Origin of the sequence: Mucilaginibacter sp. PAMC 26640, assembly GCA_001596135.1 — a bacterium.
GTDB lineage: Bacteria > Bacteroidota > Bacteroidia > Sphingobacteriales > Sphingobacteriaceae > Mucilaginibacter.
In genome coordinates this window covers 1013807-1033969 of record CP014773.1, presented here as the reverse complement: position 1 = coordinate 1033969, position 20163 = coordinate 1013807, and the positions used below count along the sequence as shown (strand labels likewise).

The window sequence follows — 20163 nt, the reverse complement described above, 5'->3', positions numbered from 1 at the left end:
AGTTAGGTATCCAAGTGTGGACACTTGGATAGGCGGGATCATAGTTCTACTACGTTTACTTATCCTGAAAAATTCAAAATTTCATTTAAAGTTGCGGAAAAATATTGATGTAAAAGATAAAAGTCCTGTCCGTCGACCATTAAACACATGGTCGACATTTTATCAACTTTCAAACCGTCCTCGTTAAATGGAAAGTCTACTCTTTTTAAACTTACGGTATTTTTAGGTTTTAACTTATTAACTGCAGGTATGTTTATAAACCATGTTTTAAAAGCGAACGTACTTATTTGGTAATCATTATCGTTGACAACAATAGACGAAATAATTCTATTCATGTATATTGCTTGTTTAAATGTCGACATATGAATGTAGATGCTAATGGGTACGGCTATTATTATTACATTAAATAGCGTTAGAAGGGTGTTGTCTAAATTCAAATAAAAGGCTGTACCGACAATTAAAAAAATAGTCAAGCCGATGGTTATTGAATATTTCGATTCTCTTACTTTTCTATTTATATAATTTTGTTCAAGTGAAGGGTCTGCTATGAATTTTTTTTCAATCATTTTCTCTTAGGTTGGGTAAAGTCCAGAATCACGCCAAAACGTATAATAGTTTATAACTATAGCAGTGGTATCGAGACTCCTACTTGCAAAAGACGACTTTTGACAGCCAAAATTTCCACATACCTCTCGACTGTCCAAGTGTTACATTTGGACAAATAAATTTGTAAGCGTCCACGCATACGTGTATGCCCAAACTACGATATTTAGTTCATATTCCACAGCCCCTCAACCGACAAGATCTATTTTGGAACCCTAAGACGGCGATTCATATGCCCCTTTGAAGATGATTAATTAACGCGGGCAAGCGTGGACGCTTACCCGGGCTGGTATCCAGGTGTGGACACTTGGACAGGCGGTTGTGCTTACTGATAGCTAAATCTTACATTTTTTACAAACCTTAAAGACAAGCCATCTGTTATAAAAAACAAAGTCACACTAAATCTGTGCATTATGAAATTAAGAATCTGTTTGAGTGGCCTGGCTATCTCCTTTGCGTTATTAGCTTTATCGCATGCCGATGCCAAATCCTTAAGGTCAAACCCTGGGCATTCAATAGCGGTTGCTCCGGCTGTTGAGGGCTGGTATTTCAGGGCCATAAGCGGCTATCCAACTGCTATTACATTTGAGCCGGTAGTACTGTTCAAAAACGGTGATTATTGGGAAGCAGGCGCGGAAACACTCGAAGGCTTAAATATCTCTGCTGATAAAAGTAAACACCCTAAAGCCTGGGGTAAATGGAAAAAACAGGGCCAGACCTTTTTACTGACCAATAATAAAGGCGAAGCAAGCGATTATAAACTTGGCGAGGGTAACTGGTTCCCGGAATATGCCTATACAGGCTCGGTTAAACTTAAACCGGCTTACGAAAAAGTAAGCGGCGGGGACTATGGTAATGGACTGAACGCCTTATCTGTTAAACAAATCACATTTTTGGATGCGACCCATTTTACTGAAGGCTTAAACGCAGGAATGTCAACAGGCAACGCCGCTGCCTGGAAAAAATCAGCGAGCGGCGGCACCTACCGCATCTCCGGCCATTCCATTGAATTTACTTATAACAGTGGCAAAGTTGTAAAGACATCTTTTGCGTTTGGTGCCAAAGGCGGTCCCATCAGGCCAGACAATGCCTTGATCTTTATTGGCGGTTATGCATATACAGACGTAGAGTAGCCTGCTCTCCGGGCAAAGATGTTTGACTTCTGGTGGCTCGCGCCTGTCCAGGTGTGGACTCCTGGGTAGGCGGGGAGGTAAACCTTGCCGGGCGGGGCAGCAATAATGGCGGCTAAGGCCGCCTCGTCATTGCGAGGTACGAAGCAATCTCTACGCATGCCCAAAGGCTCTGCAAGCAAATTTTACATTTCCTTACAGGAGCGATTGCTGGCGTTAGTTGAAGGGTGACCTGTGAAGCAGTTAATTTGTAAATTAAATTGTTGTATATTGGACTCATTAACTAAACCTCAAACAGATGAATAATTTAACTATTTTACTGCAAGCCAGCAGTGTCGGGGCACCAGAGTTTATAATGATACTCTTAGCTTTCGGTTTCTTTGTCCTTATTTTTTTCGTCCTCCGAAGCGTTGTGTTATGGTACTGGAAAGTTAATCTTATAGTGGCAAATCAATTAGAACAAACGGAGTTACTTAAGATTCAGAACAATTTAATTAAAGAGCATATTCAATTGTTAAAATTCGTTACTAAGCCGCCTGCCCAAGCGTCCACACCGGAACAAATAAATTTGTAAGCGTCTATGCTAACGTGTTTGCAAAAATTACCATAGTAATTTATCTCCTCGCGACCGCAAGCCTCATATTCTAGCCCGTACAATTAACCACCCACCCGCAGCTCCGCGGTAGGGGTAGTAGCGGATACCGGCCGGTGGCTAAGGCCTCGCGCAGTATGAGCGGATGACCCGGGCCGGAGGCACCGCCATTATTTTATACTTCATGCTTTGCTGCCTCGTTCATTTTTTGAATTACCCGGTAAACGCTGGTTGTGGGCATATTGGTTTGGGTGGCTATCTGGCGGAGGGTTTGGCCCCGGGCATTAAGGCGCATGATGTGGTCCTCCAGGTTTCGGCGTACCTGCTGGGTATAGGCCAGCAGGTGGGGCGCTTCGCTGCCCTGGCCCTCAAACACGAATTTGAGGAAACTGCCTTCCTTTACGATGCGGCAAAATTGTACGGTGCCGTTGCTTTGCATGGGGCCGTTGCTGCGCTGTTTTACCTGCTTGAGGTAGCGCAGGCCGGGGCTGCTTTGGCTCTCGCCGATGGCAAATGCGCTGTCGGCAAAGTTCATGAGCATTTTGCTGCCCTGCAGATCGTTCCGGGTGATGGGCCGGGCAGGGTTCCGCTTGGGCGTATGGGCCAGTACCAGCAGCGATGCCTTGTACAGGTTTTTGATGTTTTGCAGGCTGCGCATGAGCTTGATGGCGGCCGCGGCATTTTCGGTACCGCTGCGCAGACAGGTAATGTTATCAATAATGATGGTACGCGAGCCGGTGCTGATGATAATGTTTTCGAGCGAGTTGATGAGGTAATCGTGATAGGTGGCAAATTTACCTTCGCGGCTGGCATCGGGGTTAATGACTACGCGGTAAAAGTTGGGCGCAAACTGGTGCGTTTCGCCCCCGGTGCCGGCATAGCGTGTGGCAAACTGCTCGGCGCTGAGCTCAAAATCGAAGTACAGCACGGGGGTGGTCTGCTGTTTTACCGCCAGGTTACCCATGGCCTCCCCGCGACCAATGGCATCACCAATTTGCACGGCGAGGATAGATTTGCCGGCGTTGGTATCTGCAAACATGATACAAAGTTCGTTTTTAAACCAGAGGTCGCCGCAGAGCCTGTCGCCCATGTTTTCGCCGGCGGGCAGGGTAAGCCAGTCGCCGGCTTTTTTAATGATAAAGGCTTCGTCGCCGGTCACCTGGCTGGCTTCTAAGTCGCGGAGGTCTTTTAATTGCTGGGCTTCTATCCGCTGCAGCTGTTTACGCTGGCGGGCGGTAATGGTGCCGCGCTCGCGGGCGCGGGCAAGTTCCAGCTCAAGTGGCATCCGGAGCGTGGGGCCGGGAGTTTTGTAATGCGTCATGAAATTGATTGGATGGATGTAACAAAGATACCCGGAAGCCGCCAAAAGAGTGGTGACAGTGTTTTGTCAGTACCCGCCGGCGGAGCGTTTCATCTTGTTCCAAAAGGCATTTCCAAAGTGTTTCAGAAATCTGTAACTGAATTTTGATAAGTATTTAGCAGATAGTTTGTTACCTTATTTTACTTCAATAACAGGGATGTTCCAATTTGTTCCACTAGAAGTCTGTAAGGTATTGATAGTCAATGCATAGACAATAAACCTTGTTCCACCTTCGTAATGTGGAACAAGCCAGGTAAAACCGGCTGTTTTTTTTTAGAATGGGGGGTTAGTCCAGCACTAATTCGTCATTGCAAATGCCATCCAGCTCCTGCGGGTTATGGCTCACGATGAGTACGGTGGCCTTTAATTCTGTAAAAAGGGTGAGCAAATCAGCAATCAACGCCGATTTCATCTTCACATCCAGCGCGGAAAAGGGCTCGTCCATCAGCAGCAATTGCGGTTTAATGGCCAGTGCGCGCAAAATAGCCAGTCGCTGTTGTTGGCCGCCGGAAAGGTGTTCGGGTTTATGAGCTGCAAAGGTTTCCAGCTGCCCGATAGCGAGTAAACGGTTGATCCATGCGGTATCGGTGGTTGCGTAGGCCAAATGCTGCTGCACCGTCATGTTGGGAAACAGCGCATAGTCCTGGAAAACAAAACCGGGCATCCGTAAGCGCGTAGGCAGGTTGATCTGTTGAGCGGCATCAAACCAAACGGTTTGGTTGATCGTGATCTGTCCGGCATCTGGTGTTATGAGTCCGGCTATCATTTTAAGCAACGTGGTTTTGCCCGCACCCGAGGGGCCGGTAACGCGGGTAATACTGCCGGCGGCCATCTCCTTCCGGATCTTGAGCACCTGTACCCCCTGGTATGCCCTGAGCTTTTTTTCGATATGGATGCGGATCATACTAAGGGGGTTTTTACCTGGTATTTATTGTAGATGAACACCCCGGTGACCAGCACAAAAGTAATGGCAAACAGGATGAGCGAATAGTTATTGGCCGAGGTGTAATCCATCTGTTCTACCGAATCGTACACGGCGATAGAGGCTACCCGGGTAATGCCCGGGATATTGCCGCCGATCATCAGCACTACGCCGAACTCGCCCAGGGTGTGCGCAAAAGTTAAAACGGTAGCCGTTAGTAACGATGGTTTGATGTTGGGCAGCAGCACCCATCTTAAAGTTTGCCACTTTGTTTTTCCCAGCGTGGCGGATGCTTGCGCCAGGGATGCTGGCAGTTGCTGAAACGCCGATTTTACCGGACTGATCATAAACGGCATACTATAAATGACCGAGGCCAGCACCAACCCCTCGAAAGAAAATACAAATTGCAGGTTAAAGTTATCGTGTAGCCATTTACCCACCCCACGCTGCGGACTAAAAGCCAGCAACAAATAAAAGCCCAGCACCGATGGGGGTAAAACCAGTGGCATAGTAATAAAGGCCTCAATGATGATCTTGATAAACGACCGCCTCCCGGAGAGCCACCAGGCCACGGGCAATCCCAGTACCAGCAGCAGTAAGGTGGTAATGCTTGCTAGTTTTAGCGTGAGCCATATTGGTGTAAGATCCATTCTATAGCTGTTTATTGTAGGTGATAACCATACTGTGCAAAGATCTTTCTGGCCGGTGGACTCAGGATATAATCGTAGAATTTTTTGGCGTCGGCGTTGTTTTTGGCATGTTTAAGCAACACCATACCCTGCAGTATGGGGGAGTAAGTTGCAGGATCAATTGGCCAGCTGAACAACGTCATCCTGCTGCTGTTTTCTTTATAAAAAGATAGGGACGTAAATCCTGCCTCTACCGCATCCGTTGCTATGTAGGTATTTACCTGCGTAATGCTTTCACCAAAAACTAGTTTAGGTTTAAGCTGCTTGTAAATCCCTTCATGGGTCAGCACTTCTTTTGCGGCTTTGCCATAGGGTGCTATTGCCGGGTTGCCAATTGCCAGCCGGCTGACGTTTTTATTTAGCAGTGTCGTTTTCCAGCTTTCGGCCCCAAGTTTGTGCCTGCTGCACAATATCAAAATACCCTGTGCATATACCACAGGTTTGTTCACTGCAAAACCGCTTTTGAAAAGCTCCTCGGGGAATCCGGTATCGGCAGATAAAAAAACATCAAAGGGTGCCCCGTTTTTTATTTGTGTAGTCAAATTACCCGATGGGCCCGAAATGGCATCTATATTTAGGCCGCTGCGCTGCTTAAAGTCTTTTTGTAAAACTTTCATTACCGGCTGCAGATTGGCCGCAATAGCTATCCGCAAATTTTGTGCATGGGCTAAACCGGCACTGCATACCAACAGCATCATCACTGCGATTATTCTGTACCCACATCTGCGGGTGCAAGTGGTTTGTTGAAACTCCTTCATGTTGTATTGCGTAACCTATGCAGACAAAATACGTGTATATGGGCCTGTTTGCAAATATAACGCACAAATATCCCGACAGAAATCTGTTACATTTGTTTTGCTTATAAACCAATATAAACCAATTCCTGTGATGAAAAAATTACTTATCCTTTTAGCGGTGCTTTTTGGCGGCGACTGTAATCTATCGGCCCAAACCGCAAAATTCATTTCTGTTAGGGGTAAAGAGATCATCGGTAGCAATGGTAAACCTTTTTTAATCCGTGGTACAAACCTGGGTAACTGGCTGGTGCCGGAAGGCTATATGTTTAAGTTTAAAAAAGTAAACTCGCAAAGGCTCATTAACCAGGCATTTACCGAGTTGATCGGCCCGGAAGAAACTAAACTGTTCTGGAAAAAGTTCCAGGATACCTATATTACCCAGGGTGATATCAGGTTTCTGAAGGCTACCGGGGCTAACTCCATCCGCATACCGTTTAATTATAAGCTTTTTACCAGCGAGAGTTATATGGGCCAAAACAATCCTAACCGTGGCTTCGAACTGCTGGACAGGGTAATTGGCTGGTGCAAGCAGGAAAACCTGTATGTATTACTGGATATGCATTGCGCTCCCGGCGGACAAACGGGGGATAATATCGATGATGGCGACGGCTACCCATTCTTGTTTACCAGCCCTGCAAACCGCAAGCAAACCGCCGACATCTGGAAACGCATTGCTGACCATTACAAAAACGAAGGTATTATTTTAGGCTACGATCTGCTGAACGAGCCCATTGCTCATTATTTTAATGTGGATGAGATTAACCCGCAACTGGAACCAACTTATAAAGAGATCACCGCCGCTATCCGCCTGGTAGATAAAAATCACCTCCTTTTCCTGGGTGGTGCGCAATGGGACAGCAACTTTAAGCCGTTTGGCAAGCCGTTCGACAGCAAGCTGGTTTATACTTTCCACAAGTACTGGACGGATCCCACTCAGCAAGTTATCCAGGATTATATTGATTTTCGTGACAAATATAACGTACCGATCTACGTAGGCGAAACGGGTGAGAACACCGACCTATGGGTCCATGATTTCCGGGTGGTATGCGAAAAGAATAATATAGGCTGGCATTACTGGCCCTATAAAAAGCTGGATAATGATAAAGGAGTTATGAGTTTCAACGTGCCGGATGGCTACCAGGAAGTGATTGACTATACCGAAAAAGATCGCGGCAGTTTTGAAGATATCCGAAAGGCAGCACCTACCGACAGGGCAAAAATAAAGGCAGCACTTTACGGGTTTTTAGAGAACTGTAAATTTGCCAATTGCTTCCCTCAGAAGGGTTATATCAAGGCACTGGGTTTAAAAGTGCCTGGTAATTAAACTGCAAGTCTACCTTTAATAGGATTGGATATTTAAATCGTTTACATTGCTCAAATAATTATAACCTGAATTTAGCGTATACGCATGCTTAAATTTTATTGCCGGATTATATGCCTTTTCATTTTGTTGAGCGGCGCAGTGATGAGTGGCAGCGCTCAAAATATCGTGCCTGTAGTGGATTCCGCCAAACAGCATGTATTCAGATACGGCGAGCTGGAGTGGTTTAAAGACACCAGCAACAAACTTACCTTTGATGATATAGTAAAGAGCTACGGCAGTGAGTTTAGTAAAAATACGGCACCTACTCCACAAATAACGGATGCCACTGCTTCCTATTGGTATCGCATCAAGTTAGATCAGCGCCTATCAACCCGCAATAATTGGGTGCTGGAGTTTTTTGACCAAACCATTGATAGCATTGCCGTATACGAACCAGATAAAGACAACACTTACAAAGCCACGCTGCTAGGGAGCAATCGCCCTTTTTCGAAGCGTTTATACCGCCATAAAAACTTTACGCTTGATTTAGACCATGGGCCTAAAACCGAAAACGTATATTATTTCCGCCTGCGTTCCCACCAGTCTGCGAATGTTATTATTGTACTTAAATCTGTAAACTGGTTTATAGCCTACGCGCTGGATGAATATTTTTTCTTCGGTATTTTTTACGGGATGATCCTTGTATTCGGGCTTTATAATTTAACGATGTTTATTGCCATGCGCCAGCGGCAATACCTATATTACGTTGTTTACAACCTTAGCATTGGCTTGTATGAAATGTGTACGGATGGTATTGCTTACCAATACCTATGGGAGATGGCGCCTCAATGGAACCATTACGCTTACGGCATCTCTTTGTTTTTGGCCAGTACCTTTGCAATGCTCTTTGCGCAGAGCCTGCTCAACTTAAAAGAGAATGCACCACGATTCAATAAAATATTAATTGCAGTTGTTACAGTGAGAACCGTATTTTTTGTTTTGTGCTTATTGATCGATAAAAACTGGTTCAGCTACAAAATCATCGAGATTGTTCCGCTTTCGGTAGCTTTTGCGTCGGGTTGCTATGTTTTGTATAAAGGCTACCGGCCTGCGCGGTTTTTTGTAATCGGGTATAGCTTCCTGTTCGCGGGTTTTATTATCAAATCACTTATCGCGTTAAATTTAGGATGGTTCCCGGTTACAGCAATTAATTTTTATAGTCTAAGTTTTTGTTTTATTATGGAGATGCTCTTTATCACCTTCGCTATTGGTGACCGGGTACGGATGCTGAAACGGGAGAAAGATGAAGCCCAGCTGCGGATGATTAAACAACTACAGCAAAACGAAGAGCTGAAAGATCAGCTGAATAGAAACCTGGAAGATCAAGTAGCAGCCCGCACCGGGGAACTGATCGAAAAATCCTCCCTCATTGAACAGCAGAACGAGGAGTTGGTGGCTGTAAACCAACTTTTGCAGCAGCAAGCTGAAGAGATCTCCCGGATGAATGTACTGCTGGAAAGTGACAACATTACCCTACATCATGACATAGAGAAAGTAACACACGACAGGGTAATGTCGGCCGAAGTGGATTTTGAGGAGTTCAGCAAAATCTATCCCGACCGGGAAACCTGCTTTAAATTCCTGTCCGATTTGAAATGGGAGCACGGTTACGCGTGCAAAAAATGTTGCAATACCAGCTACGGAAACGGGCATTTGCCTTACAGCCGAAGGTGTTCCAAGTGCGGGTATGAGGAATCGGTTATTGCTTATACCATTTTGCAAAACACACGCATCCCTATCAATAAAGCTTTTTACATGATCTTTTTGATGTACAGCACCAAGGGAAAAATCTCATCTCATAAGCTATCGGAAATTCTATCCATTCGCCAAAGTACTTGTTGGGCTTACAGCAGCCGAATAAAAAAAGCAATGGAAAGCAGGAAGAAGGAAATTAAAAATGCAGGTAGCAAAGGCTGGAGTAAATTGGTGATCGAACCCCCGGCCGAATAAAAAACCCTAATTGAAATAGCAAGCTTAAAATATTGATAGCTCAAATGAAAATAACCATATTAATTTGCCGCATCCTGCTTGGTGGTTAGACTTAGGCACGCAAAGCCGCGAAGATATGACGGCAATGTATCAGAACTTACTTTAAGCATGTTTTAAAAACGGCCTATCCTTCAAATCTAATTAAATTAAGAATGCTAAAGCACTTAAACCTTAGCAATGTTCGTAGCACCCTGTAATTAACTGGCTGCTGCATTTCCCGCACCCTGATACGTTATTCCTCAAAGCTATATTGCTTAAAAAGTAAATTGTGAAGTAAGCGTATCGCAACTATTTTTTCTTTTTTACAAAACCTGCTTTAAATGCACTGGATACCTTTTTGCCTGTTTAGGGCGTGTGAAGTAACCGTATCAACTGATGTATAATGGCTTATTTATCAGTAAATTATAAATTTAATCACTTGTTTGTAAGCATTAAATTGCTTTAAATTTGCTTAACCAATTTTACCGGCATCTGCTTATTTCCTGGAAAAAACCGCTAAGCTGCAAATTTCAAGTTTGTTTGCCAGCAGGCTTGTTTACTAAAAGTTAATAATTACAAAGCATTTACCGACTGATTTATAAACAGTTATGCAAACCAATTACTAACCAAATCAAATACCAATTATGAAAATCAATTACAAATTTAAGCTGCTGGTTTCGGTGATGCTCACCTTTGCCCTGTTGGTAAATGCGTGCAAAAAAGACGTTCGGTCGCAAATTGCAGGTGGCCCGGGTCCGGTAGGTACCACGCCCCGTGCCGCTACCGGCCCGGTGAGTACCTGGCTCACCACCTCCAATCAATCCAGCCTGCTGGCACAGGGTAGTGTGAATTTTGCGCCGGATGCAGGCACCAATGCCACTACCATCACTGTTGATGAAGGTGTCACCTATCAGGGTATTGACGGCTTTGGTTTTACCCTGACAGGTGGTAGTGCAAGCCTGTTAAACGGCCTCGGCGGCAACCAGGCTAATGTGCTTAACGAATTGTTTGGTACTGCTGCCGGGCAAATTGGAATCAGTTACCTGCGCATCAGTATCGGTGCGTCCGACTTAAGTTCGTCTGACTTTACTTACAACCAAACAGCCGGCGATGTTAATATGAACAATTTTAGCCTGGCGCAGGAGAGTACCGATTTTCTGCCCATATTGAAAAAGATTCTCGCCATTAACCCATCTATCAAGATTATTGCCACTCCCTGGACAGCCCCAACCTGGATGAAGGTTAACACCACCGGGAATAATGGTTATACCGGCGGTAGTTTAAATACGGCTTATTATGATGCCTTCGCCCGTTACTTTGTCAAATACTTGCAAGCCATGAAAGCGCAGGGGATTACGATAGATGCTATTACTCCGCAAAATGAACCGCTTAACCCTTATAATAACCCCAGTATGGTGATGCAGGCTAACGAGCAGGTTACGTTTATTAATAACAACCTGGGGCCGCAAATAAGGGCCGCAGGCTTTAATACCAAGATTATCGCTTACGATCATAATGCCGATGTGCCGAGCTACGCCACCACCGTAGTTGGCCAGGCAAGTTCTTATGTGGATGGATCCGCTTTCCATTTGTATGCCGGTGATATTAGTGCACTGTCAACCGTGCATGATGCGTACCCAAACAAGAACGTTTACTTTACCGAGCAATGGGTTGGTGCGCCAAGTAATTTTGGGGGAGACCTGGGCTGGCATATGAATAATTTGATCATCGGCGGCACCCGTAACTGGAGCCGTAATGTTTTGGAGTGGAACCTGGCGGCAGATCCGGGTTACAATCCGCATACCAATGGGGGTTGCAGCACTTGTTTGGGAGCCATTACCGTAAGCGGAACTTCGGTTACCCGCAACGTGGGCTACTACATTATTGCCCATGCTTCTAAATTTGTCAGGCCGGGAGCGGTGCGCATTGCCTCCAACCTCTCTGGTTCTATCCAAAACGTGGCCTTCAAAAACAGCGACGGCACCAAGGTAGTCATTGCCCTGAACAACGGTAGCAGCACCGTTACTTTTAAACTGAAATGGGGTACCGAATCTTTCACGTACAGCCTTGCTGCCGGTGCAGTAGTCACCTTTAAATGGGCCGGTACGCCCGGCGGAAGTTCTGGTACCGGCGCGCCTGTCGGCTCGGTTATCACCCTAAAAGGATTTAATAATCAATATGTAAGCAGCGAAAACGGTACGCAAGCCATGAATTGTAACCGGGCAACTGCCAGCGGCTGGGAACAATTCACTGTAATAGACGCCGGCGCAGGCAAAGTTGCGTTGCAAAGCCAGGGGAAATATGTAAGCAGCGAAAATGGTACACAGGCGATAACCTGTAACCGCACTACGTTTGGCGACTGGGAAAAATTCGACTGGGTGCCAACAGCAGACGGCAAAGTGACCCTGCGCGGCAACAATGGGAAGTTTATCTCCAGCGAAAACGGCACCCAGGCCATGACCTGCACACGCGCAACGGCATCGGGATGGGAAGCCTTTGGCGTGAATCAGTAAACATTGATTTAGCTGGCAAAATTAATGCAGGCGAAAAAACACACTTTACCAAAAACACCATATTATGAAAAAGCAATTATTTACCTATTTGAGGATTGCCGGGATGGGCCTGGCGATCTGTATCATGGCTGTTTCCTGCAAAAAGGATATAAAATCTACAGGTGCAGATAGTGTAGCTGTGCCGAAGGAAACCACCGTAGCCACCACCACACCGAGGGCTTTAACCATGGTATGGTCGGATGAGTTTAACGGTACCGGAGTTGACGGCAGCAAATGGAACATTGATAATGGTAATCCCAACGTGAATAACGAGAAAGAATACTACCAGGCGGCTAATGCTGCTGTAACCGGCGGTAACCTGGTCATCACTGCTAAAAACCAAAGCGTCGGCGGTCAGCCATATACATCAGCCAAGCTCAACACTTCTGGAAAGTTCAGTATCAAATATGGCCGAATCGAGGCGAGGATCAAGCTGCCGGCATTCCAGGGCAGCTGGCCTGCTTTTTGGATGCTGGGTCAAAATATAGGCCAGGTAGGCTGGCCGCAATGTGGTGAAATTGATATTATGGAGCAGGTAAATACTAATAACACTATTTTAGGCACGATGCACTGGAACAACAATGGGCACGTGTATTATGGCAACAGCATTACCGCTACAGCAACCGATTACCATGTTTACGCTGTTGAGTGGGATGCAAACAGTATCAAATGGTACGTAGACGGTACTTTGTTCAATACGGGAAATATCCAGAACAATATCAATGGCACCGAAGAGTTTCAGCTCCCGTTTTATATTATTCTCAATTTGGCAGTAGGTGGCGATCTGCCGGGCAATACCATTAACAACGGCGCTTTACCGGCCAGCATGTATGTTGATTATGTGCGTGTGTATAATATTACCGGCAGCACAGGATCTACCGCGCCAATTGGACAAACAGTTACGTTAAAAGGCATCAATAACCAATATGTAAGCGGTGAAAACGGTACGCAAGCTATGAATTGTAACCGCGCAACTGCCAGCGGCTGGGAACAATTTACCGTAGTTGATGCGGGCGCAGGCAAAGTTGCGCTGCAAAGCCAGGGTAAATATGTAAGCAGCGAAAATGGTACACAAGCCATTACCTGTAACCGTACAGTCATTAGCGATTGGGAGAAATTCGACTGGGTGCCAACCGCTGACGGTAAGGTTACCTTCCGCGGCAACAATGGGAAGTTTATCTCCAGCGAAAACGGCACCCAGGCCATGACCTGCACACGCGCAACGGCCTCCGGCTGGGAAGCCTTTGGGGTTAATAAGTAGGGCGCAAATAAGTAGCAAAAATAACGCGGGCGGATAGCTATAGGTAAAAAACTTTCGTGTTCGAAACGATTGGTCCGCCCGCATATTAACTCACCCCGGGTTCGCTATCGCTGTCCGACCTTTCCTCCGTGCTGCGGAAGAGCGTAAAAATTATTAAATTAGCATAAGAACTCCTCTCTCTGCGAAGCAGAGAGGGGTTGTGGGTGAGTTTTCTCTGCGAGCCGTAATCAGGCGCACTGCAGCATGTCGAATACGCAAGGTTTCAAGCGTGAAGCATACAACACGCGCACTTAGCCAGTACCCCGTTATGAAAAGCAATTATTACTTATTTAGCGGATTTAACGCAATTTTATATCTTATCAAACGTCGATTTTAATAATTTACATACCGCTCCTCAAAACTGCCATCGGCATATAGATCTATCAGTCCGTAGCCGGGCGCTGTTTCCCGGCGGTTTCCCTCCCACCAGGCACCACTTACGGCTCCGTCGCAAATGTAGGTTACATTATTATAAACAAGTTTTTCACGCAGGTGAATATGGCCGCTAAGACATAGTTTAACATTGGGGTGCTGATAAAATAGTTTGATGATCTTTGCGGTATCGGTGTGCATGTCGCCGCCAAGCATCACCCATTTGTTTACAATATCCTCTTCAATTAAGTTCGTCGCCGTTAAAATAGGGATGTGCGACATGATCAGCACGGGGGTGGCTGCGTTGGTGGTTTTCAATTCGTTTTCCAGCCATGCAAATTGTTCATCACCCAGCTTGCCAATGTACCAGGTGCCATCTATATCAAGGTGTACGCTATCCAGTATAATAAACTTCCATCCCCCCTTCATCATACTGTAATAGGGCCTGGTTAAATGAAGCTGATCTAATGAAAACTGTTTCCCATAAACTGCCTGTCCTTTGTTGTTCTCATTCCACCAGATATCGTGGTTCCCCAGGCAATAATGTACCGGCAAACTGCAATCTGCTTTAAGGGTATCGTGCATCAGTTTCCACTGGGCGTTGATTACATCTAGGTTTTCTTTATTCATATCGAAAACGATGTCGCCGCCGTTGAGTATAAAATCTACCCCGGGCGATTGATTTTGCACATGGTGCAGGCACTTTGCAAATTTTTCCGGAGCCTTGAATTTATTCTTGAGATGTACGTCGGTGAGGTGCGCAACGCGTAAAACGGGTTTTGCCTTACCTGGCTTATTGCTGCCAAAGGTTAATGCGGGTGCCAACAATAAGCCACCCAGACTTTTTAATGCCGATCTTCTTTCCATAAATTATCTTGAGCTATATCCAGCCAGTGCAAAATTAACCCGGCCGCAATAACTAAAACGGTATGGAATGTTAACAGTGTATTAAGAAGTTAGGAAACCGTGTGCCGGGTGGCTTGTCTGTCGCCTAACTTTCAATCACTCCGCCGTTTTGTTGTACAACCATCCACTGATTTTTTGTTAACTTACCGCCAATAAAACTTACACCTACATGGAAGGCGAACCGCTCATACATATCAGTAATTTAACAAAATCATACGGAGCCAAACAGGTGCTAAAGGGCCTTTCGCTTGATATATATCCCGGCCAGGTGATCGGCTACATCGGCCCCAATGGTGCGGGTAAATCTACCACCGTAAAGATACTCACCGGGCTGATCCCCGATTTTGAGGGAACGGTAAAAGTTAATGGTATTTCAATGGCTGAGAATCCATTGGCCATTAAAAAGCTGATTGGGTATGTGCCCGAGAATGCCGAGATCTATGATGTGCTTACCCCTATGGAGTACCTTGATTTTATTGGCAAGCTTTACGGGTTAGAGGAAGCCGTGCTAACCTCCAGGGCGCAAAAACTGCTGGCCGCTTTTGGCCTGGGCACCAATGGGAACGACCGGATGGATACTTTCTCTAAAGGGATGAAACAAAAAGTATTGCTGATCTCCGGCATTATTCATAACCCTAAGATCATTATCCTGGATGAACCACTTTCCGGCCTTGATGCAAATGCGGTGATCATGATCAAAGAGCTGATCATGCGCTTATCCCAGGAGGGTAAAACCATTTTTTACTGCTCGCATATGATGGATGTGGTGGAGAAAGTATCCGACCGGATCCTGCTCATCAATAAAGGGGAGATCATTGCCGATGGTACTTTTGAATCACTTAAACAAAACCACAGCGATACCCTGGAATTGATATTCTCCAAACTAACCGGCAGGGATGAATCCACGCATGAAACAGATGCCATTATTAATGCCTTCGAATAACTATGGATAAGCTATTTTTAAAGGCGGCATCCTTTTTATATCCATTGCTTGCACGTACGGGTGTGGATACAGATCAGCTGGCAGAGATCCTGAAGGTAAAACTCCTGATGGATAACCGCAGGCCAAAGGCCATGTTTGCGGTAAAAAAGGGAGCAAAAAATAACGGGCAGCAATCGCCCTGGCTGGTGGGGTTTTTCCAATTGCTGACAGGCGTATTTATGGGCTTACTGTTATTGCTGAACGACATGCCTTATGTAGGGCAAACCTACTACTTTTTGATATTTATGGTGCTGATGGCACTCACGCTTATCTCCGATTTTACCACTGTTTTAATTGATACCCGCGACCAGTTCATCCTGCTGCCCCGCCCGGTGAATGACCGTACGGTAGCGGTTTCGCGCATTTTGCATATCAGTATTTATGTGTTGCGGCTGGCCCTGGTACAGGGTTTCCCTGCGTTGATCATTGTTGGTTTTGTGGATGGCGTATTGGCTGTGCCGGTGTTCTTTATCCAACTGATGGAAGCTACTTTTCTCAGCATCTTTTTTGTAAATATTATTTACCTGGTATTTATGCGCTCGGTGAGTCCGCAGAAGTTTAAGGATGTGATCAGTTATTTCCAGATCGGGTTCTCGGTGATCATTTTCGCCTCGTACTACTTGTTGCCGCGATTTATCAATGTATCCGTACTGGGTAAGATTGATCTGCTAACCCACTGGTGGGCCTACTTGTTGCCGCCGGTATGGATAGCTGCCATGAATGAAGCCCTGCTGCATGCCGGCCGCTCCAGCCTCATCACCAGTTTACTTGCTATCCTTGGGCTAACCCTGCCGGTAGCAGGCCTCTGGCTGGTTGCAAAGGTACTGGCGCCGGGCTTTAACCGCCGGCTTTCGGTGATTGCTACGTCCGATGGAAACAGCAATGCCACCGACAAGCCAAAAAAAGCCGGCAAGTTTAACTTTATTGAAAAACTCTCCAACATCCTGGCGCCGGATCCTGTGGAAAATGCCGGTTTCCGCATTACCTGGAAATTAGCCGCCCGTACCCGGGAATTTAAAATGAAGGTGTACCCCGCTTTTGCCTATGTGCCCATATACTTCCTGTATTTTGCACTCAACGGAAAAGGCAGTTCGCTGGAAGACCGCTGGTACCAGCTGCAAAATGGCCATACTTACGTGTTTATTACCTACCTGTGTACATTTATTGTTTCGTCTATTTTGATGAATATTTCTATGTCGGAGAAGTATAAGTCGGCCTGGGTATATTACGCCATGCCCATCAGCGAACCGGGGAAAATCCTTTCGGGCATGTACAAGGCTATTGTTGCACTATATTTTTTGCCGTATTGCCTGGTGCTGGGCATAGGTATCGTGGCCGTTTGGGGGCCGCAGGCCATTAACGATATTTTATTAGCGTTTGTGGTGAGCCTTATCTACGGCATTTTCATGGCTTTGTTCATGGTGAAGGGGCTGCCATTTTCTAACCCGGTAGTGGTAAAGCAAGGCGGGGGTAAAATGATCACCTCGTTACTCATTATCGGTTTTATCGGAGCTTTGGCCTATGGGCACTACTTGTTGGCCCGCTGGGAAATGGTGATCTGGATCTGTATCATACCTGCACTGCTGATCAATTGGATAATGTTCAGGCAGTATAAAAAGCGGAGTTGGGACGATGTGGAAATGGCAGATGTGTAGGGAGCGTTGGTTGTTGAATGTCATAGCCGAAAGGTATTATCCAATACGACTAACAATTTATGGTGAGGTAAATTTGGCTAAACATAAACTACTGTTTAAAAACCATGCTGCTGGTATGCCGAAAGTTTGCTAAGACTAACCAGTCGGCCACGCAATTAACAAAAATTTAATAATCCAATAATAACAACAGGGATAAACTTTGTTTAGTTTTGCTAAACATTGTTTGTGGCTTCTAGCTGGTGTGAATTTACTGATCAGCTGGCAGGAGCACAAATTAAATTGATACAAGCGCATATTTAGGATGGATAGCAAAATAAAATTGGTGGTTTTTGATATGGCCGGTACAACGGTTAATGAGGATAACCTGGTTTACAAAACTTTACAGAAGGCGATCAACGAAGCCGGGTTTGATTTCACGCTAGATCAGGTGCTGTTAGAAGGAGCTGGTAAGGAAAAAAAGCAAGCTATCCGGTCTATATTATCGGTTTTCGGCAATTCCACTGATGAAGCGCTGATCGACACTATTTTTCAAAATTTCATGGGCCAGCTAAAGACCGCCTATGATACGGCTGAAATTTTGCCGCAGCCAAATGCTATTGAATTGTTCCGGGCATTGAAAGTGAAAAATATTCTGCGGGTATTAAATACCGGGTATGACAGAACAACCGCACAATCCATTATCGATAAACTGGCATGGAAAGAAGGCTTGGATTTTGATGCGCTGATAACAGCATCTGATGTAAGTAACAACAGGCCAAACCCCGATATGATCCTCCTGGCAATGAAGAAATTCAACGTTTCAGATAGTAATAGTGTGGCCAAGGTTGGCGACTCTATCATCGATATTGAAGAGGGGCAAAATGCCGGTTGTGGATTAAGCATCGGTATTACTACCGGCGCACACACGCATGAGCAATTGTTAACCGCAAATCCGGATAAGGTAATTAATAATTTGATCGAAGTTTTGGAGCTGATCTAGTGGGTTAGTAACTGCGAACAGCTAAGCGGATTAAATATTTTTCCCGTCTACAATTTTAAAGAAATCTTCGCGGTAGGTATCGCCTACGGGGATGATCTTTTCGCCGATAAAGATCCGGCTGCGTTCGATGCTATCGATTTTGTTGATGGATACGATGTAGGATTTATGCACCCGCATAAAATGCTTTTCGGGCAGGGCATCTTCCATTTTCTTCATGCCTTGCAGGGTAATGATCCGCTCTGCCGGGGTAAATATGGATATGTAATCTTTCAGGCCCTCTATAAACAAAATATCGTGCAGGTATACTTTCTGAATTTTGTGCTCGGTTTTCACAAAGATAAAGTCGCTCAAAAAATCATCCTGCCTGGCCGGTTCTGCCGTAACCGCCGGTTTAGCCACAGGTATTAATACTGCTTGGGCCTTTTGTACCGATTTAAAAAACCGGTCGAAAGCAATGGGTTTAAGCAGGTAATCAATCACATCCAGCTCATACCCTTCCAGCGCATATTGCGGGTAGGCGGTACAAAGGATAACTTTCGCTTTACCGTTTGAGATCTTGAGGAACTGGATGCCGGTTAACTCGGGCATCTGAACGTCCAGAAATACCAGGTCGATACCACCATCCTGTACCAGGGTTAATGCCTCTATTGGGTTAGTGGTTGATTTAACCAATTTCAAAAAAGGGATTTTGGAGATATAATCTTCCATTATGTGGAGGGCCAGGGGCTCATCGTCAACAACAAGGCATCTGATCATGGCTATAAAACTAAGGATAATTGCACAGTGTAAGTATCCGCTTCGTCGCGAATTTCTAAATTATAATTATTAGGATATAGCAGATCGAGCCGGCGTTTAACATTGATTAAACCGATACCACCTGATGCATCCCGGTTATGCGTATGCTTCTTATTCTGTACAAAAAAGTAAAGGCGGCCATCACTCAGGTTGATCTTTAATAAAATTGGCGAAATGGGATCGTTTGCCACACCGTGTTTAAAGGCGTTTTCGATAAAAGAGATAAGCAATAATGGGACAATCGACTGATCGGTTACTTCACCATTCACTTCGAAATTGATGAACGCCTTATTGCCGAAGCGGATCTTTTGCAGATCGATGTAATTTTGCAGGTATTGCAACTCTTTGGTTAATTCTACCTTATTGTCGTTACACTCATATAGCATGTAGCGCATAATTTCCGATAGCTTAAGGATGGCCTCGGGCGTAGTGTCCGATTTTTGATAGGCCAGCGAATAAATACTGTTTAAGGAGTTGAAGAGAAAGTGCGGATTGATCTGCGATTTAAGAAAAGACAATTCTGCCGTAAGGCGCTGGTTTTCGAGATCGCGCTGTACGCGTTCGTTCAAGAACCAATCTACGGTAAACCTCAATACCGTACTCAAAAAAACAAAAATAATACTGGTAAATGCAGAACTAAGCAGGTATTGCCAAAACCCAATTGGAATACCCGCGCGCACTAAAATGGTAGATTTAAATAGCAGCGCCGCTCCGTACTTAACAACTCCAAGTACCATTACCGTAGCCGCTATGATAGCAGCGTACGATTTGTATTTTTTGGTATCGAGATATTGCGGGATAAATACCAAATAGTTAAGGTAAAAAAGCCCGATATTAATTACACCGAAAACAACAAAAATGATCAGCAGATTTTTGAAGCTGGTTTTGCCGTTGCTATGCGCCACGAACACGAAGAACGAGATCATGCTGAGCCAAAAAAACACATGCCAGAATATTTGCCAGCTTCTTTTCATTAAATATCCAATTCTTTAAAAGCACCTAATGTAATACATTGCTGCCAAAGGCGGCCCGGTATTATATCTAAGCAGCCCGGTTTTCGACCAACGGGCATTTTTAGCCGATGAAAAGGTTTAATGCCAAAAAGTACCGTTCATCTACAATTGCAGGCTGTTGGTCTAAATGTTTTTAGGGGGCAAGTTATTTAGTATTCCTTTGTTCTATCAAAACAATCACAGTA

17 protein-coding genes are annotated in these 20163 nt (G+C 45.2%); 9 read left to right on the top strand and 8 right to left on the bottom strand.

Annotation, left to right across the window (positions count from 1 at the left end; translation table 11 throughout):
• Positions 1-59: 59 nt before the first annotated feature.
• Positions 60-566, bottom strand: a complete 507-nt coding sequence (locus A0256_04515; GenBank protein AMR30735.1) for a hypothetical protein — start codon at positions 564-566, stop codon at positions 60-62.
• 450 nt (positions 567-1016) lie between these two features.
• Between A0256_04515 and A0256_04510 the strand changes: the two genes are divergently transcribed.
• Positions 1017-1736: a hypothetical protein gene (locus A0256_04510; GenBank protein AMR30734.1), complete on the top strand. Its 720-nt coding sequence runs from the start codon at positions 1017-1019 to the stop codon at positions 1734-1736.
• A 295-nt stretch (positions 1737-2031) separates the two neighbouring features.
• Complete coding sequence (locus A0256_04505; protein AMR30733.1) at positions 2032-2307, top strand: hypothetical protein; 276 nt, start codon at positions 2032-2034, stop codon at positions 2305-2307.
• A 193-nt stretch (positions 2308-2500) separates the two neighbouring features.
• On the opposite strand, the gene A0256_04500 is transcribed toward A0256_04505, so the two are convergent.
• The 4 genes from A0256_04500 to A0256_04485 form a co-directional block, all read right to left on the bottom strand.
• Positions 2501-3646 (bottom strand): hypothetical protein, encoded by a 1146-nt coding sequence (locus A0256_04500; protein AMR30732.1) that lies wholly within the window; start codon positions 3644-3646, stop codon positions 2501-2503.
• Between the two features lie 325 nt (positions 3647-3971).
• Positions 3972-4589, bottom strand: coding sequence for a molybdenum ABC transporter ATP-binding protein (locus A0256_04495; protein ID AMR30731.1), 618 nt, complete (start codon positions 4587-4589; stop codon positions 3972-3974).
• Positions 4586-5257 (bottom strand): molybdenum ABC transporter permease subunit, encoded by a 672-nt coding sequence (locus A0256_04490; GenBank protein AMR30730.1) that lies wholly within the window; start codon positions 5255-5257, stop codon positions 4586-4588. The genes A0256_04495 and A0256_04490 overlap by 4 nt, the downstream gene beginning before the upstream one ends.
• A gap of 11 nt (positions 5258-5268) precedes the next feature.
• Positions 5269-6054: a molybdenum ABC transporter substrate-binding protein gene (locus tag A0256_04485; GenBank protein AMR30729.1), complete on the bottom strand. Its 786-nt coding sequence runs from the start codon at positions 6052-6054 to the stop codon at positions 5269-5271.
• 130 nt (positions 6055-6184) lie between these two features.
• On the opposite strand from A0256_04485, the gene A0256_04480 reads away from it, so the two are divergent.
• The 4 genes from A0256_04480 to A0256_04465 all read left to right on the top strand — a co-directional run bounded on the left by A0256_04480 (position 6185) and on the right by A0256_04465 (position 13237).
• Entirely contained in the window at positions 6185-7417 is a 1233-nt protein-coding gene (locus A0256_04480; GenBank protein AMR34426.1) for a glycosyl hydrolase family 5, read from the top strand.
• A gap of 84 nt (positions 7418-7501) precedes the next feature.
• Positions 7502-9406 (top strand): chromosome partitioning protein ParA, encoded by a 1905-nt coding sequence (locus A0256_04475; protein ID AMR30728.1) that lies wholly within the window; start codon positions 7502-7504, stop codon positions 9404-9406.
• A 662-nt stretch (positions 9407-10068) separates the two neighbouring features.
• Positions 10069-11937: a glucan endo-1,6-beta-glucosidase gene (locus tag A0256_04470; protein ID AMR30727.1), complete on the top strand. Its 1869-nt coding sequence runs from the start codon at positions 10069-10071 to the stop codon at positions 11935-11937.
• A gap of 64 nt (positions 11938-12001) precedes the next feature.
• A complete protein-coding gene (locus A0256_04465; GenBank protein ID AMR30726.1) occupies positions 12002-13237 on the top strand; it encodes a glycoside hydrolase in 1236 nt (411 codons plus the stop codon).
• A 372-nt stretch (positions 13238-13609) separates the two neighbouring features.
• On the opposite strand, the gene A0256_04460 is transcribed toward A0256_04465, so the two are convergent.
• Positions 13610-14515 carry a metallophosphoesterase gene (locus tag A0256_04460; GenBank protein ID AMR30725.1) on the bottom strand — a complete coding sequence of 302 codons (906 nt, stop codon included), beginning with the start codon at positions 14513-14515 and terminating at the stop codon, positions 13610-13612.
• A 208-nt stretch (positions 14516-14723) separates the two neighbouring features.
• Here A0256_04460 and A0256_04455 point away from each other — a divergent pair, with 208 nt between their 5' ends.
• From A0256_04455 to A0256_04445, 3 genes are all read left to right on the top strand, one after another.
• Positions 14724-15497, top strand: coding sequence for an ABC transporter (locus A0256_04455; GenBank protein ID AMR30724.1), 774 nt, complete (start codon positions 14724-14726; stop codon positions 15495-15497).
• Positions 15498-15499: 2 nt separating this feature from the next.
• Positions 15500-17191, top strand: coding sequence for a hypothetical protein (locus A0256_04450; protein ID AMR30723.1), 1692 nt, complete (start codon positions 15500-15502; stop codon positions 17189-17191).
• A gap of 301 nt (positions 17192-17492) precedes the next feature.
• Positions 17493-18170, top strand: a complete 678-nt coding sequence (locus A0256_04445) for an HAD family hydrolase (GenBank protein ID AMR30722.1) — start codon at positions 17493-17495, stop codon at positions 18168-18170.
• A gap of 30 nt (positions 18171-18200) precedes the next feature.
• On the opposite strand, the gene A0256_04440 is transcribed toward A0256_04445, so the two are convergent.
• A complete protein-coding gene (locus tag A0256_04440; GenBank protein ID AMR30721.1) occupies positions 18201-18926 on the bottom strand; it encodes a DNA-binding response regulator in 726 nt (241 codons plus the stop codon).
• A gap of 2 nt (positions 18927-18928) precedes the next feature.
• Positions 18929-19939, bottom strand: a complete 1011-nt coding sequence (locus A0256_04435; protein ID AMR30720.1) for a hypothetical protein — start codon at positions 19937-19939, stop codon at positions 18929-18931.
• Between the last annotated feature and the right edge of the window lie 224 nt (positions 19940-20163).

Coding starts and splice junctions, on each gene's coding strand:
- A0256_04460 (AMR30725.1), bottom strand. CDS start 14,515: ATGGAAAGAAGATCGGCATTAAAAAGTCTGGGTGGCTTATTGTTGGCA.
- A0256_04490 (AMR30730.1), bottom strand. CDS start 5,257: ATGGATCTTACACCAATATGGCTCACGCTAAAACTAGCAAGCATTACC.
- A0256_04480 (AMR34426.1), top strand. CDS start 6,185: ATGAAAAAATTACTTATCCTTTTAGCGGTGCTTTTTGGCGGCGACTGT.
- A0256_04510 (AMR30734.1), top strand. CDS start 1,017: ATGAAATTAAGAATCTGTTTGAGTGGCCTGGCTATCTCCTTTGCGTTA.
- A0256_04505 (AMR30733.1), top strand. CDS start 2,032: ATGAATAATTTAACTATTTTACTGCAAGCCAGCAGTGTCGGGGCACCA.
- A0256_04465 (AMR30726.1), top strand. CDS start 12,002: ATGAAAAAGCAATTATTTACCTATTTGAGGATTGCCGGGATGGGCCTG.
- A0256_04475 (AMR30728.1), top strand. CDS start 7,502: ATGCTTAAATTTTATTGCCGGATTATATGCCTTTTCATTTTGTTGAGC.
- A0256_04495 (AMR30731.1), bottom strand. CDS start 4,589: ATGATCCGCATCCATATCGAAAAAAAGCTCAGGGCATACCAGGGGGTA.
- A0256_04515 (AMR30735.1), bottom strand. CDS start 566: ATGATTGAAAAAAAATTCATAGCAGACCCTTCACTTGAACAAAATTAT.
- A0256_04485 (AMR30729.1), bottom strand. CDS start 6,054: ATGAAGGAGTTTCAACAAACCACTTGCACCCGCAGATGTGGGTACAGA.
- A0256_04450 (AMR30723.1), top strand. CDS start 15,500: ATGGATAAGCTATTTTTAAAGGCGGCATCCTTTTTATATCCATTGCTT.
- A0256_04435 (AMR30720.1), bottom strand. CDS start 19,939: ATGAAAAGAAGCTGGCAAATATTCTGGCATGTGTTTTTTTGGCTCAGC.
- A0256_04445 (AMR30722.1), top strand. CDS start 17,493: ATGGATAGCAAAATAAAATTGGTGGTTTTTGATATGGCCGGTACAACG.
- A0256_04500 (AMR30732.1), bottom strand. CDS start 3,646: ATGACGCATTACAAAACTCCCGGCCCCACGCTCCGGATGCCACTTGAG.
- A0256_04440 (AMR30721.1), bottom strand. CDS start 18,926: ATGATCAGATGCCTTGTTGTTGACGATGAGCCCCTGGCCCTCCACATA.
- A0256_04470 (AMR30727.1), top strand. CDS start 10,069: ATGAAAATCAATTACAAATTTAAGCTGCTGGTTTCGGTGATGCTCACC.
- A0256_04455 (AMR30724.1), top strand. CDS start 14,724: ATGGAAGGCGAACCGCTCATACATATCAGTAATTTAACAAAATCATAC.